Annotated in this window: 19 protein-coding genes and 2 pseudogenes; 2 read left to right on the top strand and 19 right to left on the bottom strand. The window is 35.3% G+C overall.

Annotated elements, in window-relative coordinates:
- Positions 1-210 precede the first annotated feature (210 nt).
- Positions 211-1,551 (top strand): annotated as a pseudogene (locus HMPREF2571_RS08900) (D-alanyl-D-alanine carboxypeptidase family protein).
- A 26-nt stretch (positions 1,552-1,577) separates the two neighbouring features.
- On the opposite strand, the gene HMPREF2571_RS08895 reads toward HMPREF2571_RS08900, so the two are convergent.
- From HMPREF2571_RS08895 to HMPREF2571_RS08850, 10 genes are all read right to left on the bottom strand, one after another.
- Positions 1,578-2,429 carry a patatin-like phospholipase family protein gene (locus HMPREF2571_RS08895; RefSeq protein WP_013990642.1) on the bottom strand — a complete coding sequence of 284 codons (852 nt, stop codon included), beginning with the start codon at positions 2,427-2,429 and terminating at the stop codon, positions 1,578-1,580.
- Positions 2,426-3,046: an SGNH/GDSL hydrolase family protein gene (locus HMPREF2571_RS08890; protein ID WP_013990643.1), complete on the bottom strand. Its 621-nt coding sequence runs from the start codon at positions 3,044-3,046 to the stop codon at positions 2,426-2,428. Before HMPREF2571_RS08890 ends, HMPREF2571_RS08895 begins: the two co-directional genes overlap by 4 nt.
- A gap of 3 nt (positions 3,047-3,049) precedes the next feature.
- The gene (locus tag HMPREF2571_RS08885; RefSeq protein ID WP_013990644.1) at positions 3,050-4,627 is read right to left on the bottom strand and encodes an ABC1 kinase family protein; all 1,578 of its coding nucleotides are present in this window, start codon (positions 4,625-4,627) and stop codon (positions 3,050-3,052) included.
- Between the two features lie 17 nt (positions 4,628-4,644).
- The gene (locus HMPREF2571_RS08880; protein WP_013990645.1) at positions 4,645-4,923 is read right to left on the bottom strand and encodes a phasin family protein; all 279 of its coding nucleotides are present in this window, start codon (positions 4,921-4,923) and stop codon (positions 4,645-4,647) included.
- Between the two features lie 247 nt (positions 4,924-5,170).
- The gene (locus HMPREF2571_RS08875) at positions 5,171-6,607 is read right to left on the bottom strand and encodes a glycoside hydrolase family 1 protein (protein ID WP_013990646.1); all 1,437 of its coding nucleotides are present in this window, start codon (positions 6,605-6,607) and stop codon (positions 5,171-5,173) included.
- A 123-nt stretch (positions 6,608-6,730) separates the two neighbouring features.
- Positions 6,731-7,867 carry an AI-2E family transporter gene (locus HMPREF2571_RS08870; RefSeq protein ID WP_013990647.1) on the bottom strand — a complete coding sequence of 379 codons (1,137 nt, stop codon included), beginning with the start codon at positions 7,865-7,867 and terminating at the stop codon, positions 6,731-6,733.
- Positions 7,868-7,945: 78 nt separating this feature from the next.
- On the bottom strand, positions 7,946-8,542 hold the full coding sequence (locus HMPREF2571_RS08865) for a histidine phosphatase family protein (RefSeq protein ID WP_013990648.1): 597 nt from the start codon (positions 8,540-8,542) through the stop codon (positions 7,946-7,948).
- Entirely contained in the window at positions 8,539-9,147 is a 609-nt protein-coding gene (locus HMPREF2571_RS08860) for a histidine phosphatase family protein (protein ID WP_013990649.1), read from the bottom strand. The genes HMPREF2571_RS08865 and HMPREF2571_RS08860 overlap by 4 nt, the downstream gene beginning before the upstream one ends.
- Positions 9,144-9,746: a histidine phosphatase family protein gene (locus HMPREF2571_RS08855; protein WP_041817233.1), complete on the bottom strand. Its 603-nt coding sequence runs from the start codon at positions 9,744-9,746 to the stop codon at positions 9,144-9,146. Before HMPREF2571_RS08855 ends, HMPREF2571_RS08860 begins: the two co-directional genes overlap by 4 nt.
- Before the next feature lie 18 nt (positions 9,747-9,764).
- Positions 9,765-10,583 (bottom strand): Cof-type HAD-IIB family hydrolase, encoded by an 819-nt coding sequence (locus HMPREF2571_RS08850; RefSeq protein ID WP_013990651.1) that lies wholly within the window; start codon positions 10,581-10,583, stop codon positions 9,765-9,767.
- 194 nt (positions 10,584-10,777) lie between these two features.
- Between HMPREF2571_RS08850 and HMPREF2571_RS10590 the strand changes: the two are divergent.
- Positions 10,778-10,915: pseudogene (locus HMPREF2571_RS10590) on the top strand (IS110 family transposase); the annotation flags it as partial.
- 318 nt (positions 10,916-11,233) lie between these two features.
- Here the strand turns inward: HMPREF2571_RS10590 and HMPREF2571_RS08845 are convergent.
- Genes HMPREF2571_RS08845 through HMPREF2571_RS08805 form a run of 9 tightly spaced genes read right to left on the bottom strand, consistent with a single transcriptional unit; the run spans position 11,234 to position 21,426 of the window.
- Entirely contained in the window at positions 11,234-12,670 is a 1,437-nt protein-coding gene (locus HMPREF2571_RS08845) for a flippase (RefSeq protein WP_013990652.1), read from the bottom strand.
- Between the two features lie 2 nt (positions 12,671-12,672).
- Entirely contained in the window at positions 12,673-14,613 is a 1,941-nt protein-coding gene (locus HMPREF2571_RS08840; RefSeq protein ID WP_041817236.1) for an HAD-IA family hydrolase, read from the bottom strand.
- Between the two features lie 8 nt (positions 14,614-14,621).
- Complete coding sequence (wecB, locus tag HMPREF2571_RS08835) at positions 14,622-15,710, bottom strand: non-hydrolyzing UDP-N-acetylglucosamine 2-epimerase (RefSeq protein WP_014633177.1); 1,089 nt, start codon at positions 15,708-15,710, stop codon at positions 14,622-14,624.
- Between the two features lie 18 nt (positions 15,711-15,728).
- The gene (locus HMPREF2571_RS08830) at positions 15,729-16,637 is read right to left on the bottom strand and encodes a glycosyltransferase family 2 protein (RefSeq protein WP_013990655.1); all 909 of its coding nucleotides are present in this window, start codon (positions 16,635-16,637) and stop codon (positions 15,729-15,731) included.
- The gene (locus HMPREF2571_RS08825) at positions 16,638-17,879 is read right to left on the bottom strand and encodes a hypothetical protein (RefSeq protein WP_041817237.1); all 1,242 of its coding nucleotides are present in this window, start codon (positions 17,877-17,879) and stop codon (positions 16,638-16,640) included.
- A gap of 30 nt (positions 17,880-17,909) precedes the next feature.
- Positions 17,910-18,989: a glycosyltransferase gene (locus HMPREF2571_RS08820; protein WP_013990656.1), complete on the bottom strand. Its 1,080-nt coding sequence runs from the start codon at positions 18,987-18,989 to the stop codon at positions 17,910-17,912.
- Position 18,990: 1 nt separating this feature from the next.
- Positions 18,991-19,860 (bottom strand): glycosyltransferase, encoded by an 870-nt coding sequence (locus HMPREF2571_RS08815; protein WP_013990657.1) that lies wholly within the window; start codon positions 19,858-19,860, stop codon positions 18,991-18,993.
- A gap of 4 nt (positions 19,861-19,864) precedes the next feature.
- The gene (locus HMPREF2571_RS08810; RefSeq protein WP_004182581.1) at positions 19,865-20,686 is read right to left on the bottom strand and encodes a LicD family protein; all 822 of its coding nucleotides are present in this window, start codon (positions 20,684-20,686) and stop codon (positions 19,865-19,867) included.
- The gene (locus tag HMPREF2571_RS08805) at positions 20,686-21,426 is read right to left on the bottom strand and encodes a WecB/TagA/CpsF family glycosyltransferase (protein ID WP_013990658.1); all 741 of its coding nucleotides are present in this window, start codon (positions 21,424-21,426) and stop codon (positions 20,686-20,688) included. The genes HMPREF2571_RS08810 and HMPREF2571_RS08805 overlap by 1 nt, the downstream gene beginning before the upstream one ends.

Raw genomic sequence — 21,426 nt, 5'->3', positions numbered from 1 at the left:
TCAAAAACGATGTTTGTCTTCATTCTGAGCGTGTCCATGACACGTTTTTTTTTATACTCTATTCAAGGAAGTCCCCCAAGAATACTGATAAAACCACCCAAAACTATGCTATAATAGACAAGTATGACTTTTTTTACAAACATATAACAAAAATAGATTAAAGGATGCCTTTTTAAAGAGCATAAAAACATTGTTACTAAGGAGATTATTTTGAAAAAGAAATTGTTAGGACTCTTCCTGGTAGCTAGTTTGGCTTTAACTCCCAGTCTGTCGTCCGCTGACCAACTGGTAGATATTGCACAAAAAGCGGGCTACAAGGAAGCCACCGAGTCCTATAGACCTAAATCATCACTTTTGATTGATGCCAATACTGGTGATATCCTTTGGCAAGATAACATTGATGAAGTACGTGACCCTGCTTCTATGAGTAAGGCCATGTCTCTCTACTTGGTTTTTGATGCTTTGTCAAAGGGAGAAATCAAAGAAGACACCGTGATTACAGCCAAACCAACCGATGAGTCTATTGCTAATATCTACGAAATCTCAAACAACAAGATTGTTTCTGGAGTTAAATACACGGTTTCAGAACTTATCACTATGACAGCTGTTCCCTCTTCAAATGCAGCAACAGTCATGCTTGCCAACTATCTCAGCGATAATGATCCTGACAAGTGGATTGATCGTATGAACGAGAAGTCTAAAGAGCTCGGCATGACAAACACCAAATGGTACAATGCTTCTGGAGCTGGTGCGGCATCTTACAAAGGCTACTACACGCCTAAACGTTATGATAATAACCACTCTAACCAGACGACAGCTCGTGATTTGTCTATCATGGCTTATAACCTTATCAAACATCACCCTGAAATCCTTAAATACACTAGCCAACAGACAGTAACTGTCAAAAAAGGAACACCATACGAGGAAACCTTTGAAAATTACAACTACTCCTTGCCTGGTGCTGATTATGGCCTCAAAGGTGTTGATGGCTTAAAAACAGGCTCAAGTCCTCGAGGAGATTACAACTACATCTCCACATGCAAACGAGGGAATCAACGTGTCATTTCAGTTATCTTAGGCGTTGGAAATTGGGAAGACGAAAGTAGCGAAAAAATCCGTCATGCTTTCGGTAACTCCCTCATTGAGAAAATGTTTAAAGACTATTCCTACAAGAAAGTCCTAAGCAAGGGCAAATAAAAGATTGATGGTAAAAAATACGATGTCCAAAAAGATGTCTATGCCACAGTCAAAAAAGGACAAGAACCTAAGCTTAGTGTTAAAGATGATTATGTCCTTGTCGATAATGGCTTAAAAACAGTGTCACCTAAGATTAAAGCAAGTACTGTCAAGGCATCTAAAACTGGCTTCTTCCTCTTTTCAGGCGGTCAGAAGGACAAACAAACAAGCAATAAGCAAAACTTTATCAAACATTTTGCCTTGTTCTGCTTCCTCTTATTACCGCTTTATGTTGTCTACTTGATTTATATCAATGAGAAAAAACGTCGTCAAAAAGTCAAAGAACGCCATCAAGCTCGACAAATCAATAACTAAAAGAACGTGCTCAACCGAGCACGTTTTTAGTTGTCTCCAAGAAATGTTTTGAGATGAGACATCTCATTTCGCATTTGTTCCAATCCCTCTTGATAGATGGCCTCAAATTTTTCAGGATCCTTCTCCAATCGACCAACTTCAAGCGCATGCTCTGGACGAATGGCATAAAGATTGCCAGTTTTTTCCAAAGCCTCAATCTTTTCAATACTCTTATTGTAGTGGATATGGCGATTTGATGCTACTTGGACAAATTCAGGGTATTTGCGGTAAAAGAGCTTGTAGATTCGCTTACTCGTTTTAGATGGCTCTTTACGATAACCCTTAGGACGCGTCAGAACGACAATAAGTTTGTCAAAGCCCAGATTTTCCATAAAATCAATGGGAAGACTATCAGATAGACCGCCATCCATATAGCGTTTACCCTTGTACTCGACAATTTCAGAAACCAAAGGCAGGGCGGAACTTGCACGAAGGGCTTCCATCTGCTCAAAGACATGGTCAATCTTGATATAGTCTGGTTTGCCAGTCTCAATATCTGTAGTGACCACATAGAAGGGAACGCCCGAATCAGCAAAGGCTTCCTGATCAAAAACGTCTAACTCCATTGGAACCTTATAATAGGAAAACTCCTTATTAACGAAGTTACCGGTCGTCAGCCATGACCAGAAACTCATGTAGCGACGATCTCCCATGAATCGTTTGTTGTAGCGGAGTGCTCTTTTGGGCTGGTTAGAAAGGTAATTAACACCAAAAAGTGCTCCAGCTGATACTGATACAACGCCGTCTACTTTGATTCCAGCTTCTAAAAAAGCATCTAAAACACCAGCAGTGTATAAGCCACGCATGCCTCCGCCTTCAAGGACTAAGCCTACCTTCATTCTAAGATCTCCTTTTTGATTGGTTCTGCTAGGACTTGATAACCTTGTGGACTCAAGTGTAAACCATCCGTTGTGTAAGTGTCATTTAACTGTCCTTGGGCATCTGTCAGGTAATCATAAAGATCAACATAGGTCACACCAGGGAGAACAGCTAATTGTTGATTAAGCTCACCTACAGACGCATTATTTCGAATCTTAACCTTAGCAGCATATTGTGATTTTTCACTAACTGGAAAGACACTCAGCAAATAGACCTCAGTAAGGAGAGATTCCTGACGAACTGTCATGATAATATCGGAAATACGATTGACAATATCTCGAATGGGGTAACCCCTTCCGATGTCGTTAATACCAATCAAGAGTACCAATTTACTGGGTTCCAAATCTAAAACTTGCTCTTTAAGGTGTTCTAAAAGCCAAACTGAGTCTGTTCCTGCAATCCCACGGTTTACCAAGGGAAAATCTCGACCCAAATATTTTTTCAACGCAAAAAACTCCGTGATGGAGTCCCCTGCAAAAACAATTTGGCCTTTGTCTAACTTCTGATTTTCATTCACAAATTTGGCTAAACGCTCTTCTTGATAGGCCACAAGCTCGGGCCTAGTTGTTTCAATCATACTTCATCCTTTTTTCTTAAATATTATACGCACTACCGTGATTAAAGCTAGAAAAGTTCCAAGTCCAAGAAATAGCCAGGCAAGATTTTCAAAACCTGATTTATTGGCCAAAAGGGCACCGGAAAGTAGAAATCCCAATGTCAGCAAGGCTAAAACCAGATTATTTAAAACTTTCTCAAAGACTTTAATTCGACCTGAAAAGTTGATAAAATCATGGTTTACCACAATTCGTCCGTTTAAAATCTGCTCCAAGAGCTGATGCAGGCGACGTGGAATATTTTTTCCATTGCGAATCAGATAAAAGAGTTCAATCAAGATACTCTCTTTATTCAGGGCCTGTTTAAGCATATCAGGGCCCATATTTTCTAGGAAATAATCCTTGGCCAAAGTCATCAAATCCATATTTGGGGCCAACTCTCGGAAAATACCTTCGATTTGAAGCGAAGCCTTCTCCAAAATGGTAATTTGAGACGAGGCTTTAAGATGGTTCTTCTGGAAAATAGCCAGTAAATCCTCTAGCAAATCTGTCATGGACAGACTTCCCAAGTCAACACCAGAATAACGCCCCAGCATCTGCTCCACATCCTGACTTAGAACTGCACGGTTTAGCCCATTATCAAACTGGGTAACTGACAAGATAGCCTTAGTCATGCCGTCAACATCCTGAGCAGTAAAACTATATAGGATGTCATTTAAGGAAGCACGCATCCCCACTTCCAACTCACCCATAATGCCAAAGTCAATGAAACAAATCTTGCCATCACGTACCAAGAGATTTCCAGGATGAGGATCACCATGAAAATAGCCGTCTTTGAAAACCTGCTTGATAAATGACAACATTAGTTTCTTGCCCACATCTTCCAGGTCATAGCCAGCCTCAAGCAATTGGCTGTAGTCATTAAGTGGAATCCCATCGATGTACTCTTCGACTATGAGGTGTGGCGTCGTAAAGGAATCATAGACCTCCGGGACACCTAGACAAGCAACAGCCCTATTATTTGCCTTAAAACGCTTCATGGCCTCTGCTTCATTTCTGAAATCAAGTTCCTTAATTAGGGTCTCTCGCAGATTTTCCAAAACCTCCTGAACATCGACCATAGGTATAAAATGCTTTGGAATATGGCGTGCAAGCTTAATGAGAAGCTGAATATCTTCCTTAACGACCTCATCAATACCAGGTCGCTGAATTTTTACAATTACTTCCTGACCAGACAACAATCTAGCCCTATGGGTCTGAGCTACAGAACCAGAAGCCAAGGGCTCTTCCGAAAAATCAAGAAAACTGGCAGAAAGCTCACTGGGTAATTCTCTCCTAATGGCCGTCATGACTTCCTCTTTATTCAAGGGAGGAACTGAACTCTGGAGTTTTGATAATTCTCTGATATAGGCCTCTGGCAAAAGGTCAGAGCGTGTGGATAGGATTTGACCAATTTTAACAAAACTAGGTCCCAATTGCTCAAAGGCTTGGCGTAGCTTGACAGGTGTTGTCTGTTGGTCTTGAGGAAGGTGTTTTTCACGATAAGAAAGGAGACCAACTGACGAGAAAACCTTCAACACATGTCTCAATCGTTTACTTGCCATTTTAGTCTCCTTACATTTTATTTATTTTGACTGAGCAAAGCGTCAAGTTTTTCTTCAAGACGTTTCACATCATCCTTAGTCGCATACTCAACTGAAGATTTCTTAGCATCAAGTTTCGCTAAAAATTCTTGAGCTTCTTCCTTACTTTGACGTTTGAGCTCTTGTTCCAGTTCCTTACCTTCTTCAACAGTCAAACGCCCCTTTTCAACCAACTCTTTGACAAAGCTATCGGCCTTATCAACTGTCATAGCAGTCAACCCGATTCCAGCTAAGAGAACTTTTTTCAAATCATTCATTATCGTTACCTCCATCTAAGTAGGAAAAGCAAAGAGATAGACTCGCTACTTCTTCGGAAAATATAAGAACGCTTTCACACTTTTATTCTACCACTTTTTCAGAAAATGTGTTAATTAACATAAATTGCATTCTGTAGTAGTTTAATACTCGATATGCAAATATATTCGCCGAAATACTTATTTATCAACGTTGTACCCAAATACTAAATAAGAATCTCAAGCTTTTGCTGAGATTCTTAACGATTTTCTATTTGTAAAGAGCTTCACCATTACTTTCGATAACAGACTTATACCAAGCAAATGATTTTTTCTTATAACGAGCCAAGCTACCACTACCATCATCATTACGATCAACGTAGATGAAGCCATATCGTTTACTGAGTTCAGCCGTCGAAGCTGATACCAAGTCAATTGGTCCCCAAGTCGTATAGCCCCAAAGCTCCACACCATCTTGAAGAGCTTCACCGACTTGAATCAAGTGTTTTTGAAGGTAATCAATACGATAATCATCTTCCACTGTTGGACCATCAGGACCATCAACAAGGACATCCTTGGCACCCAATCCATTTTCGACGATAAACAATGGCAATTGATAACGATCATAGAAATCATTCAAAACTAAACGAAGACCGATTGGATCGATAGCCCAACCCCACTCAGATTTCTCAAGGTAGGGATTTTCAACACCACCCATAATATTTCCTTTACCAATCGTATAGTCTTCTGGATTGTGGGCGGTTGCCACAGACATATAATAAGAGAATGAAATGAAATCAACGGTATTTTTCAAGATTTCTTCATCACCAGGAGCAAATTGTATTTTAATACCATTTTCTTTGAAATAGCGTTTAATATAGTTTGGATATTTCCCACGCGCATGGATATCTGAGAAGAGATAGTTTTGATTTTCAAACTCGTGAACAGCCAACTGATCCAAAGGATTAGCTGTCATACCATAAGCAGGCATGGCAAGAACCATACAACCAATCTTAAAATCAGGGTTGATGTCATGACCAATCTTGGTTGCTGAAGCTGATGCGACTAATTCATGATGGACTGCCTGATAGAGATCCTGTTTAGAGAGTTCTTCCATAGGTGTCGCAATGCCACCTGACATGAAAGGTGCATGTAGAACAGAGTTCACTTCATTAAAGGTCAACCAATATTTGACCTTATCTTTATAACGTGTGAAGACGGTACGGATATAGTTTTCATAAAAACCAATTAATTTACGATTAGTCCATCCATTGTATTCACGCGCCAAGTTGAGGGGTGTTTCATAGTGAGACAAGGTTACAAGCGGTTCAATGCCATACTTAACCAATTCATCAAAGACTTTATCATAGAAAGCAAGCCCAGCTTCATTTGGCTCAGCATCATCACCATTTGGGAAAATACGAGACCATGCAATTGACATACGAAAGACCTTGAAGCCCATCTCTGCAAAAAGTGCTATGTCCTCTTTATAACGGTGATAGAAATCTATACCTTCTAGCTTTAGATTATCTGCTGTTGGTTGATCTGTAATCAAAGGGTTCAAAGCCCCAGGTTCAAAAGGAACACCACCCTTTGGCGTCACATCCTGTACAGACAAACCTTTGCCATCTAGGTTGTAAGCACCTTCAAACTGATTGGCAGCTGTTGCACCACCCCAGAGAAAGTCTTTTGGAAATGTATAAGTCATCTTTTATCTCCTCGTCTTGTTTAATCTACTAATAGTATAACACTTGGAAATCGATTACACTTATACTATCTTATTGACATCTGATACTATAGTACGAAAAAAACAGACCTAAGTCTGTTTTAATTAATCATTATTTTCAATAACATTGGCTGCTTTGGCCTCTTCTCGCCTAACAACATTATCTTTAACAATCTGATAAAGGGTTGCAGCTACTGGCACAGAAACCAACATACCCAAGATACCGCCCAAGGCAGAACCTATGGTGATAGCGAAGATAACCCAAATACCAGGCAGTCCGGTAGAACCACCAACCACATAAGGATAGATGAGATTTCCTTCAAACTGCTGCAAGATAACCACGTAGGCAACAAACAAAAGTGCCAAGGTCACAGAGTGCGTCATAATCAAGATGGTACCAATCGTCACACCGATATAGGCCCCCACAACTGGAATCATAGCTGAAAAGCCAATCAGGATAGAAATAGTCGCGGCGTAAGGGAAATTAAATATGAGCATCCCGATATAGCACAAAGTCCCCAATATACAAGCCTCAATCGACTGATAAACAAAGAAATTGCGGAAGCGATTATTGAGAATAGCCACCACATAGTGAAAAGTCTTACCATAACGTCCTAAATAGACATCTACCAAACGATTGACCTGATTCCCAAGTTTCTCCTTCCCAGCCAAAACATAGCAAGAAAAGACGATACTAATAAAGAGATTAATCAAGGTTGATGGTAGACTCGTTAACGAAGTCAAGAAGCTTGTCAAACCATTCATGATTTGTTGAAGCAACTGAGCACTATAGCTATTGATTAGCTCTCTAACCTGTGTCACACCACCAAGATCTTGAATAATTTTTTGCAAGGACTTGTTTTTAAGCAACCAATTAATCAAGTTATTAATAGCTGAACGGTCTTGACTAATCAAGGTGTTGATACTGTCAATCAAATCTGGAAGAACAGTGAAGACGACCCAAGTAAAGACCAAACCGATGGTTGCCAATGCGGAGAGTAGAGCAACGGGACGCTTAATCTTAGCGATAAAACCAAATGGAATAAACTTGACCAGTAGCTTCTCATAAAAAGACATCAGGATATTGACCACAAAGGCAATCCCTGCTCCAACCAGGAAGGGCTGACTGGCAATGTAAATAGTGTTACAAATTGAAACAACGGTTTCCCAATATGTATAGATCAAGAAACAGCTGAAAAAGAGGACAGCCAACCAAATGAACTGATTTTTTGTAAATTTCATAGGCACTCCAAAATTTAAAATACCCTTCCATTATACACTAAGAAAGGGTTTCTTACTATCTTTGATCATAGAAAGCCGCTAAAATTCCACCAACTCTTGATCAGCTATTGGATCTATCAGCTTGACAAAGTGGAAGCTCGATCCATCGTAATCAAAGACTAAGATGGTACAATTGCCTGGACACGACTCAAAGGCCCGCTCTGGTTCCACGGCATGAAGAAAAGTCATCAAGGCTCCAGCGTGACTAACGGCTAAAATAGATTGGTCAGGATGCTTATCTACTATTTCCCTAGCACTCGAAACCACACGCGCAACGAACTGGTCTTGACTTTCCCCACCAAACTGAGCATAATGGTCACCGAAATGCCCCTGAATTTGAATTTTAGGATGAAGATACTCCGGTTGCCCCTCAAAGATACCGAAGTGCATCTCTTTAAGTCCCTTAACACGTTTATAATCAGTACGCCCAGTAGCCAATTCAAGCGTATCAGAAGCTCTTTCAGTAGTCGTGCAATAATACTGATCAAAAGTCAAACCATGTTTTTCAAAATAGGCACGCACCTGACGAGCTTGGTCCTGACCTTTTTCAGTCAAAGGGGAATCACACCAACCTTGAATTCGATTGAGTGTGTTAAAAAGTGTTTGTCCATGTCGCATTAAATAGAATCGTGTCATTCTTCACCTCCATAGATATACTCTTCTTCCACTGGATTATAAACTGAGACCAGTTCAAATTGACCTTGGTCATAAGTAAAGTGTAAAATACAACAATTTTTAAGACCACGAATATCTGGAACAGGATTTAAAACACGTCTACAGAATTGCAAAATAGATGGACCATGACTAACCAGCAAGGACTTAGAACCATCGGCCACACTCTCCATGATGGCCCTAATCGTCAACTCCATACGATCCCGGACCTGGCTCGTACTCTCGCCACCAAATTGAACAAAGTAATCACCAAAGCCCTGTCCATCAGGTAAGGTTTTAGGAGTAAGATACTCTGGCTGCCCTTCAAAAGCACCAAAATCCTGTCCTTTAAGACCTTTAAGTCTTTCATAATCTGTTCGTCCTGTCACAATTTCTAGAGTATCGCTAGCTCTCTCAGAGGTTGACGTAAAGACATGATCAAAAATTGGCTCTTGCTTGGCTAGATACTGACCAGCCTTTTTAGCCTGTTCAATCCCGACTTCCGTCAAAGGGGCATCGCAGACCCCCTGAAGCCTATGCTGAACATTAAATCGTGTTTCTCCATGCCTCATTAAATAAAATTCTTTCATAATGTTACCTCTAAACCAGAAATCGGATCAATCACCTGAAGAAGTTCCAATTGTCCTTGGTTATAATCATAAACACAAATATTACAATTCCCAAAACGTACTCCTTCAGGAAAGGCCAAGTCCATGAAAATGATTAATCCCCATAGAGCCGCCCCATGACTGACGAATAGGAGATTCTTAGCACCATCTTTAGTGTGTGCTTCTGCTTTCTCTAACACAGTCTTCAAGACCCTCTGACCGACCTCGCGAATATCTTCACCACCGTATGGGACCAAGAGATCTTCAAAGGATCGTGAACCTGGTCGATGTTTGGGGAGGAGGTGCTCTGGTTGAGCTTCAAAAGATCCAAAGTTCATTTCTTTTATTCCCTTGAGCTGGGTTACCGAATAGTCAGGCGCCACAATCTTTGCCGTATCAGTAGCTCTCTCTTGCGTAGAGGAGTAGACAGCATCAAAAGAAATACCTTTCTTTGCAAAGTACTGCTTGGCTTGTTCTGCCTGCCAAATACCATTTTCAGTCAAGGGCGAGTCACACCAGCCCTGAACACGCTTTTGTGTATTAAATAATGTCTCACCATGTCTCATTAAATATAACTTCATTACTCTACCACCCTATCTTTAAACCAATCCTAAATAATCTTCTAAGACAGTCAATACTCCTTGGTCTTTGTGGTGGGGAGCAATCTGATCAGCCACTTGTAAAATAGCTGGACTGGCATTTTCCATAGCATAAGAGCGACCAGCCATTTGCAAGAGCTCAAGATCGTTGTCACCATCACCGAAAGCCATGACATTGGACTCAGACAAGCCCCAGTGGTTAAGAAGTTGCTTGAGCCCCCAAGCCTTATGCATGCCTTTTTGAATGAAGTCAATAGCACCAAAACCACTGGGAACAGCAACTAGATTGCCATCAAAATCACGATTAAAAGCCTGTGACACACGATTAGCCTCTTCAGGACTCAGCAACATGGTAATCTTGATGAAATCATCATCTAACTCCTCAAGCCCATTCAAACGCTGAATAGCAGCTTCTAGGGCTTTTTGCTCTTCTTCTGTTATCATCTCAGCAAAATTAACCCTAGACCCTTTTAACATATAGGAGCCTTGAGCACCATTAAATATAGTTGGCCTATCTAATAAATCATAATCAAAATAGCTTAGCAGTTTTTCAACATCATTTGATGCCATGAACTCCTGACACAGAAGCTTGCCATAGCTAACCACCTGACCTCCATTTTCAGCTACAAAATGCAGTCGGTCAAAAGTCTCCGCAAACATGGGTTTAAGGCGACTCATACTATTACCTGATGCAACGACAAAGTGCATATCACGCGCAGCCATAGCATCTAAAATCTGACTAAAACGCTCCTTGTCATAGCTCCCTTTATCGTCTAAAAATGTTCCATCCATATCTGTTGCAATCACCTTAATGGTCATAAAGCACCTCCTTGACTAACTTATCCCTATTATAACCCTTTTAGAAAACGCTTACCAGTACCATGCTAGGAAAAACTGATACTATTCTTGGATATAAAAAAAGATTCCATCGGAATCTCTTAAATAGAGGCTCTATAATTCTGTAGTGGGTAAAAGTACTGTAGAGATTATAGAGCTTTTTAAGTGTACACAAAAAGTCCCGAAAAAGACAATCGACAATAGCTTCAACTAAGCCACATACGATTGCCTCTATACATCGTCTCATTCGAACAATATATTACCTCATTACGCATAACAAACTTTACGATTACTCTTTGAGCCAAAATCGATAAAGCTGTCTATGCCGTATTATTGTAACAGCTTGTTTCAAAAAATACCAGATGAGGTGTTTTTTTAGCATGCCCTTTTATGGATCAAAAAGTGTTAAAAATAAGACAGTAACCTCAGAATAGCTACTGTCTTCTCTCTTTTTTTACTTAAAGCCTTGATAGACTTGACAAACGGTAGAAAAGAGCATTAGTTTTTCGTCACTCACAACAGTTGACAGAGAGCCACTTTTTTCACTTTTAGAATAGCACAATAAAGAACTCATAATAGACTACTTATTTTTGATCTTTACGAAAAAAATTTACTTTTTTATTATATATAGTCTACTTTAAATTCCCAAATACATTCTTTATTGTTTTATCCCTAAGTAAAAGAAGTAAAGAAACATAAATTAAAAAGAACAACAAGCCTGATACAGTTAACTGAATAAGAGCATCCTTATAAATAAAAAGTGACCTAGTTAATAATAATATTAAAGCTGAAATAATAGCTGAAAAAATAAATTTAAAGATTGAGCTAACAGAGATACTTTTTTGTAAGAAATCTATAGAGTATTTAACCTGTATAACCATCTGAGTAATCTCTGCAAACAAGGTTGCTAAGCCTCCCCCTAAGATTCCATATTTCGGCATGAGCAAAAAATTTAATATTAAATTAACAAATGCACCACTGCTTACTGCAAGCATAAAATATTTTTCTCGTCCTGTCGGAATCAAAATTTGATTTCCAGTAATATTTGAAAAGCCTGAAATTAACAATATAGGCATTAGAACTTGCATAGTTAATGTTGCATCTAGATATTTATTACCTCCTAAAAGTAATATACTATCTCTTGCTTCGATTAGAAAAAAAACAGTTAATGGTATTGATATGAAAAAAATCACTGAAATGGATTCTCGTAAAACTTCTCTAAATTTTGAAATATCTTTCTGACTAATATAGAACGAAAAGCGAGGTAATAAAACAGTGCTAATAGAAGTAACTAATGATAGTAAAATCCATTTAACTTTAGTAGCAACTGAATAAAGACCGACTGCTGAATTACCACTAATAAACCCTAACATCACCGTGTCTAAGTTTGTATATACATTTACTGCCAAAAGAGATGCGAATAAATACCACATGGGTTTTAGATGATGTTTGAATTTAAGATCATTTCTTAATTTAAAAGATATAAATTTCCTACTTTGAAGAATATTTAAGATATTAGAACTTAATATAGAAAATAAAGTTATACTAGCATATACGATATAATCGTTGGGCTTTTTAACCAATAAAAAAGTAAGAATCAATGATATAAACTTTAATAAGATTGACCTTTTTGTTATATAAGAATATTCTTCTATACCACTGTAAAACCAATTAAGTGAAAAAGGTGAAGCCAATACAGTAACACAAGTAATGACTAACAACCCCATTTCAGATCTTAATTGTTCTATCCCCATTGCTAATAACAATAGTAAAACTGAAACAATGATTGCCATAAATAAATTAACTAATAATAACTCTTGAAATACTTTAGTTAATTTATTTTTATCATTACGAACCTTTGCAATAGCACGAATACCATAGGTAGAAATTCCGAGCGATGCTACTAAAGTACAGTAACTACTGATTGAAGTAAAAAAAGAAGTTACCCCAACTCCAGTGGGGTTTAAAACTCTAGAAATGTACGGAAAAGTAATTAGAGGAAAAACAATATTTGACAAAGTTAGTAAAACATTCAATATTGCATTAATTTTAATTGATTTCTCTTTCATTATTATATTCCATTTCTCAATTTCAAAATAAAGCGTTTTAAAAAGAAGACGAAATAACAATACATTTTTGAGAAAATTTTCCCAAAACTTATCTTATAAAAAGCCATATATGCAAAATCGACCCAAAGAAAGTCCATCTTTAAAAGAAATAATGATTTCTTTGAAAGTCTTACTTTCTTTTTTATAACAACTTCACCAAAATTTTCTATTACATTATCACGTAATCTTTCCTTTAAAAGGTATAATTTAGGAGCGAAGATACATTCCTTTTTTAAAGAATTAATAATAAATAAATTATAACAATCATACGGAAGTTTACAAGAATTACTATACCCTTCCAATAAAGTTTTAAATCCCGTAATCATATTTTCTTGGTAGCTATGTACCATTTCATAAACTTTAACATGTTTCCGGTCATTATCAAGGATTGGAATTACTTTTCCATTAGTTGACTTATACGCAATTGTCGGGCCATGATCAGCTACAAAAATATCCTCATAAAATTCATAATTTCTACTAATAATATCAAAAAACTCCGTCTTCTCAGGAAAATCATTAAACATTATACCGAACTTATTCTTTTTCGAAATGTTATCATTATTTTGATATTTAAGACCAAAATAATACCCTATAATAATTTTATCAGATAACGCCCTTTGAATATTATCTTGAATTGTACCTTTCCAACCTATATCAACCAAATAAATAGTATCATCACTAGTTAAACTATTCACATAATCTCTAAAATTCGAGCTCTTTGATTTCTCAAACATATATCTCTTAAGAAAAACAGGGTTGGATTTCAGTAACTCTAAAAGCTTGGAATTTTTTTCAAGAGTCTCCTTAATTTCAACTCTTAAATCACCAGCTATCTGTTTAATCTCTTCATCTGAAAAATTTAAATTCAGAAGAAAATTTTCTAAACTAATTTTTTTATATTGTCTAAAAATGATATCAAAATCTTCAACATCAGGATTAGTTAAAGATGGAATTAACGTTGAACGTCTCGAAACATAAAAATAATATGTTTGAATCTTATTCTTATGTAAAAAAGTACTTTGATAAAGATCAAATAATTTCTTTAATAACTGACCTTCACGTGAACAGAATAAAACTTTGGTCACTCTATCCTTTGTAAGTTGAACATGTAATTTCGAAACAAAATATAAAATGTCTGCTAAGAATCCATTAAATGGAGCATCCTCGGCATCGGAAAAAAGAACATCTTTATAAAGTTTCTCAAATCCTTTATCGTCAATTAAACTATCTTCAACTGGAGTATACTCTCTAAAATATGCGTTTAACCCTAAATTACTGGGATTGACAAAGTCAGAGATATAATTATCTCCAATCATAGTTACTTGGTGAGGCTCCAGTCCTGTTATAGATAAGAATTTTTCAAACAACCTACCACTAGATTTACGTGCATTATATTCGCTAGAAACTATAATATCTTCGAAATAATGTTTTATACCTAAATGTTCCAAAATCTTACCTATAAGCTTACTATCGGCATAGAAATCGGAAATAACGTATAATTTTTTCCCATTTTCATAATGAAACTTTATAATATCTAAAATTTCATTATCTATATAAATATGCTCTATTTCTAAAAGTACTTCTAACTCTTTCGAAAACTCAACAAAATCTTCAATATCAGGAAAATATTCTGATTTAGAAAGATTCTTTAACCTATTATAAAGCTCAGCTAAGAGATCTTGATAAGCAACTTCTTCTAAGCCATTACTTTTTTTTTCAGTTTCAATTTTCTTTCTTATTTGATAAATTACAGATGGACTAATCGAAAATCTTAAATAGCACGAAACCTCTTTGGCCCACTTAAATAAAATAATTTCAGGATTACAATCACGATGAACAATAGTATCAAAGAAATCGAATGCGACAATGTTGGTCTTAATTTTTTTATAATCAATTACAGACATCATTTCACCTAATTATCTAATAAAATTTTAACAATCTGTTTACAAGCCGTACCATCACCATAAGGATTGCTAGCTTCACTCATTTTATTGTACTCAGTTTGATCTTCTAGCAATCGCTTGAAATTATTATAGATGTTTTCCTCACTTGTTCCAACTAATTTCAAGGTTCCGGCAGCGACACCTTCAGGACGTTCTGTTGTATCTCGCATCACTAACACAGGTTTGCCTAACGAAGGTGCTTCTTCCTGAACGCCACCTGAATCCGTTAAAATCATATAACTTTGGTTCATGAAATTATGAAAATCAATCACTTCCAAAGGTTCAATAATTTTCATTCGTTCATTATTTCCAAATACTTTATTGGCTAATTCACGAACTTTGGGATTCTTATGAATCGGATAAACCACCTTCACATCTTCGAATTCATCCAAAATACGATTGACCGCTCGGAACATATGCTCCATTGGTTCACCCAGATTTTCACGACGATGCGCTGTCAACATAATGAGCTTACTTCCTTTGGCCCAATCTAAAATAGGATGGCTATAATCATTTTGAACTGTAGTCTTCAAGGCATCAATTACAGTATTCCCAGTAACGAAAATGTTCTTTCGACCTTCTCTCACTAGGTTTTCTTTTGAAACCTCTGTAGGAGCAAAGTTGTAATCAGAAACTATAGACGTTGCTTGACGATTAAATTCTTCTGGAAACGGACTATGTAAATTATAAGTTCGAAGGCCTGCCTCAACATGCCCTACTTTAATACCTTTATAAAATGCTGCTAGAGCTGTTACAAAGGTCGTCGTTGTATCACCATGAACTAGAACAATATCTGGTTTTTCTTCATCTAAAACTGATTGTATTTTATCTAAAATAGATGTTGTTATTGTAAATAGTGTCTGATTGGTTTTCATGACACCTAGGTCATAATCAGGTATAATCTTAAAAACATCTAAAACTTGTTCTAGCATTTCCTTGTGTTGACCAGTAACGCACACTACTGTTTCAATAGTAGTATGCTGTTTCAGTTCTTTAACTAAGGGACACATTTTAATCGCTTCTGGGCGCGTTCCAAAAACCAACATTACTTTTTTCATTTTACACCTTCCAATATATTAATCATTTTCAATCACAATAAACGGATATTTCGAATCAATTACTCCTCTTATACCATCAACGTAATACCTAATAATCTTAATATTTTTTTCTTTTCCTAAAAGAAGACGATAAGTAAATCTAAAAAGTAGATACATCAGAAATCTAATATATTTAATTTTGCTATTTATATTTCTTTTAACGAAAACTACTTTATTTCTATTCATCAAATACTCTTGTAATCCATTTATAGCATTAATAGATACCGATCCCTTGTGGTAAATATAGTAGTCCGTTAGACATATATTTTTAAACCCTTGTTCTTTGGCCTTGTAACACCACTCGGTCTCCTCATAAAATAAAAAATAACTCTCCGGTATATACCCTAACTTTTTCAGAACTTCAGTTCTGAATAACATACAGGCACCACCGATATAATCGCTCTCAACAATGGGAGGTAATTTTCTTCTTGAAACTTTATTATTTTTTAGATTAACGTATCCTTTTTCAATACAAATATCACCTCCTGTAGATTGAACTAAATCATCATCTTTATATTCCACAAGTGCTGGACTTATAAAAGCAATTGAACTATCATTCTTCAAGAAATCAACACAGGGTGTTAAAAAATCAATATCGATAACAGTATCATTGTTTAATATACATATATATATGTATCCTCGGCTTTCAGCAATTTTTATACCAATGTTGTTACCATTAGCATATCCTCGGTTCACCTTATTGGGAATAATTTCAACATCATTCAAGCATTTTCTCAATTGTCTAACACTATCATTAGAAGAGTTATTATCAACTACAATAATGTCGTACATATCACGACGAATCGTTGACTGTAAACTATGAATACAATTAATCGTATCGGTGTAATTATTATAATTTAGAATGATAAAACATACTTTATTTAACATTTATCTCTCCTTAGTCAACTGATAATCATAAAAGAATATTAATGCAAAGATCAACACTAAAGAGTAAATCCTCTGACTACCAAATATGTTTAATGATGCGGCAGTTACCAATATGTTAGTCAACAAACCTATAAATAGAGAACATTCACATATATATTTTTTATTCTTTGTTCTTCTTATCAAGGTCACCAATTTATATATCAAATAACCATATAAAAAGAAAGAAAGTATTCCAAATTGAACGAAAAGTTCTACGAAGCCCAAGTCGTCAAGATACATCTGAACCATACCGGGACCAAACAGTATAGAAAAACTATTTGCATTTAAGGAGGTTAATATACCTAATCCGTATATCCAATGATTGTCTCTCAACAAACTCAAATAATACTTAAGTTCCCAATATCTAAATCCTAAGCCCAAATCAGTAGATCCATTATTAAATAGATTAATATACCCTTTTATCAAGTCTAAGCCACCAGTTAATAAAAAGCATACTATTCCTGCAATAATACAAAAAAGATAAAAATGCATATAAGGTTTTTTATAGTATAAATACATAAAAAACATTGATAACAACTGAGGGAAGATTAACATACGAGTTTGATTTACAAAAACTACAAAAATCATCATAAAAAGTAGTTTATAAAAATACTTTCTTTCACCATACTTTAATAAAAAGTAAAAGGATAAAAAAAGTGCTATAGAAATTAGAGGTGTGCCATCAATTCGAATAGAAGTTTCATTTCTATACCATAACTTTCCAAACTCCATCAATATTTTTGGAAACAATTGAAATTTAAGTAATGAAAATGACAGCCATGATATAAAACGAATAACCAATGAAACAAGTAAAATGTTTATTGTATTATCAATTACTCGTTTCATCTTTTTTTCATTATTCCCAAATAAATAAATTAAAGTAAAGAATAATAAAACCCAAATATATTGTCTTATAGCATAAAAATATTCGATAAATGAATAAGAATAAGAACTTGAGGCTTTTATCGATGAAAATAATACACACAAAATATATGCAGCACCAAAAAAAAACGCAGACCTAGATATATACCTTCTATTAGCTATTAAAAGTGGAAGCATAAGGATAATAATAAAAATAGAGATAAGTGTAAGTAAATTCCTATGAATAAATAAACTTACATTTAAAAACAAGAATAATCCCACCGAAAATGCTACAGAAATGTAATACAACAGCTCCATTAATTCTATACGAAAGCTTCTCAATTTTTCCTCCCAGAATATGTTAAATACAGATTATAATTTTTCAATCAATGCTTCTATTCTTGAAATTCGATTTTCCCAACTATTACAATTCAAGAAATCTTCTCTCATCTTTTCATTGTATTTAATTTCTTTTGATTGCATTAATATTTTAAGCTGACTCTTAAATTCGTCATAACCATCGTAAGAATAAGTAAATTTACTAAATCTTTCTATCTCCTTATAACTTATCGTCAAGATATCCTTATTAAAGTTTATGTACTCATACAATTTTACGGGATCAACTGCTTCCACAATATCATTTAATTTAAATGGCATAATCAACGCATCAGCATCTTTGATATTAGAATAGATATCTTTGTGATCTACACTACCAACATACTTTATTCTTTCATTTTCGGGAATTGTAACTCCACTTACTGGTCCTATCAAACGATATTCAATATTCTTAAAATCTTTTAAACTTTCCAACAAAATATCGAAATCAAACCAATGACTTATTGTACCAACATAAGCTAAAACATTTTTTTTTGCTTTTCTTTTTTCAGCTGGAACATCCAATATATCTCCATTGTAGCCGTTTCTAACAACTTCAATTTTAGACTCATCTAGTACCTCTTGATAATCTTTCAACAGATTTGATAGTAATCTTTCACTAGATACTAAAATTAGATCTGCCCTAGCAATTAATTTAGTTTCAAGTTTCTTGATTCGTTGCTGCTCGTTATTTTCAGTAATGAAAGCAGTATGATAATCCATACAGTCATAAATGACCTTTCCTTTATAGTTATTATCAAATCTTTCAAATTGATTAGGATGTGTTAAATAAACAATATCTGGATCAAAGTTTCTAGCTACTTTTTTTATCTTTCGGGAAACAATCCAATCATTTACTGCCTTAAGTTTTGCAAATCTAGTTACAAAGGGGATACTATAAATTCGAGAAAGCTTCACACTATTTTCATTCCTATTTAGAGTAAGACCTTTTCTATTATACCAATACCGATAAAGAACTTCCACATGGTGATTCTTAGACAATCCTTCTGCAATAAAGTGAGGTCGTTGCTTTATCCAATTCCACTCAACGTTCATTACATAAAGTATTTTTTTCATGTTATTTTTCCTTCCCCATCAATTCTAAGAAATAACTAGTAGATTCAAAATTACACTTATTTGAAAAGATGGTTTTTTCTACCAAATTTGAATATACCTGATTTGTCGCAACATTTTGATGATGGAGAACTTTTATCTCTGGTGTATATAAACGCTTGTATCCTTTTTTTTCACATTCATAGTCCAGAATTTCTGTTTCAAAATAGAAAAACGTATTTGGATTAAAAGCAAACTCCTCATTTTTTATATAATCTTTAGAGTATACGATAAAAGAGCCATGTAAAATTGGATTTACGACGGTTTTCTTATAATTGGTTTCTGAGTTTCTTCTTTTCTGATAGATAAGTGTTCGTAATTTTTTACTTGCTTTAAGCCAACACTTTATTTTCAAAGAAAGACTAATCTGACTTTCTTTTTTAAATTTTTGATTCAATTTCTTGACTTCATCATAAGTATAATGCGAACATCGTTTTGGATTCTGATGAAGATGATAAGTCGTTGAATAAATATCAGGACCGAGTAAATGAAATTTTTCTCGGTCATATATTTCACTAACTTTTTCCTCAAAATTGTTAGTTTCTATTTCTACATCATTGTTCATAATGACAATAAAATCCGGTTTATATTTGAATTTAGAATATTGATAAGCGACATTATTTCCTCTAGCAAATCCTAAATTTTTATCATTTATTAACACATCAATTTCTTCATCATCTTTATAAAATTCCTGTAACTGTTCACCTGTTCCGTTATTTGAGAAATTATCAATGATGATTATTTTTTTCTGATTGCAATTACTTTCCCGTATAGATTTCACACAAGAAACCGTCTCATCATAAACCTTGTAATGTAAAATAATATAACAAAACAAATTCTTACCCTCCTATATGCGACTTTCTATCTTCTTCAGCAGGTTCTTCGTAATAATAGTTTTCACCATACAACCTCTTCAGATAACTATCATAATCAGACGGAACTCTATACTCTGTATCTTCAAATCTCAAAAAAACACCTTTTCCCCAAATATCGGAAGGCATCACTTCTTTAGTGAATAAAGAAGCATTTACTGTACCAGCATAATGTTGTTTCTTCCAATCATATCGCTTATACAACCTATCCAGTCGGTTGTATACTGAATTTTGAGGAAACAGTTTTGCAAAACCTAATTTTTTAAATAATCCAATCAGCAATTTCTGCTTTTTAGAATGCATATCAATATGATCGCCTTTATAAGTTGTTCCCAAACTAGCTAAAAAACGGTACCAATACACTTTAAGGTAATACACCTTTCTGACTAAACTATTGTTAGGAGCGCCATCAAGAGGTATGATATCAATAAGATGCAAGCCAAGATTTGTATTCCTGGGTAGTCCCAATTTTATTCTCTCATCTTCAAGTAGAAAAAGACGTGGAAAATAACAGTGTAATTCTTCACAATACTGATGACAAAGAACCTGATACTTACCTGCAATTATTTTATTTTCAAAAATTTGTGGTAGCTGATCATAATCTTCTCTGGGAACGGCAATATCCACATCATCATCCCAAGGGATAAACCCTTGGTATTTAACTGCTCCCATCACACTTCCGCCTCTCAAGAAGAACATTAGATTATTTTCTTTACAAATCTTGTTGAATTCTTTTAAAGCATCCAGCTCAATTTCTTGAATTTTTTTTAAGACTTCAAACTGTCCCATTATTTCACCCGCTTTTTCTCTTTTACAACTTTATAAATAAAACTAACATTTCCCACAAAATAACGCTTAAAGAGCCGTTTGGGTTCATTGGCCACACGAAACAACCACTCTAAATTTGCTTTCTGCATCCACATTGGCGCGCGCTTGATATGACCTGATAGGACATCAAAACTTCCTCCAACTCCCATAAACACAGAGTTTACTCCATTATCCATAAACTTCTGGATCAAGTACTCCTTTTTAGGAGAAGTAATGCCGACAAAGACAAAATCTGGATTTTTTTTTCGAATATCTTCTTGAATAATTTCTTCCTCTTCAGCAGAAAAATAACCATTTCGATGGCCAACTACCTGTAAATTCGGATAATCCTTTTTAAAAATGGCCAACATATCGGTTAAGACTTCTTCTTTTGCTCCAAAGAAGTAGACAGAGTAACCATTTTTATTGGCTAGAACAAGCAGTTCTTGCATCAAATCAATCCCAGCTACACGCTCAGGTACTGAGTATCCTAAATAGCGAGCAGCGATTACAACAGAAGCTCCATCTGCATTGATAACCTCAGACTCGTTGACAATCCTCTTTATCTCGTCATCAGAGTGACACTGGTTTATTTTATCAGCATTCACTCCCATTAAGTGAAGGGGCCTCTTATCTGAAACAAATTGTTCCACAACACTAATCGTTTCATTCATTGTTAATGGATCAATATTAATGCCAAGTAATTGAATTCTGTTTTTCAT

Source organism: Streptococcus sp. HMSC068F04 (genome assembly GCF_001837455.1).
Taxonomy (GTDB): Bacteria; Bacillota; Bacilli; order Lactobacillales; family Streptococcaceae; genus Streptococcus; species Streptococcus salivarius_D.
This window is presented reverse-complemented; position numbering and strand designations above follow the sequence as displayed.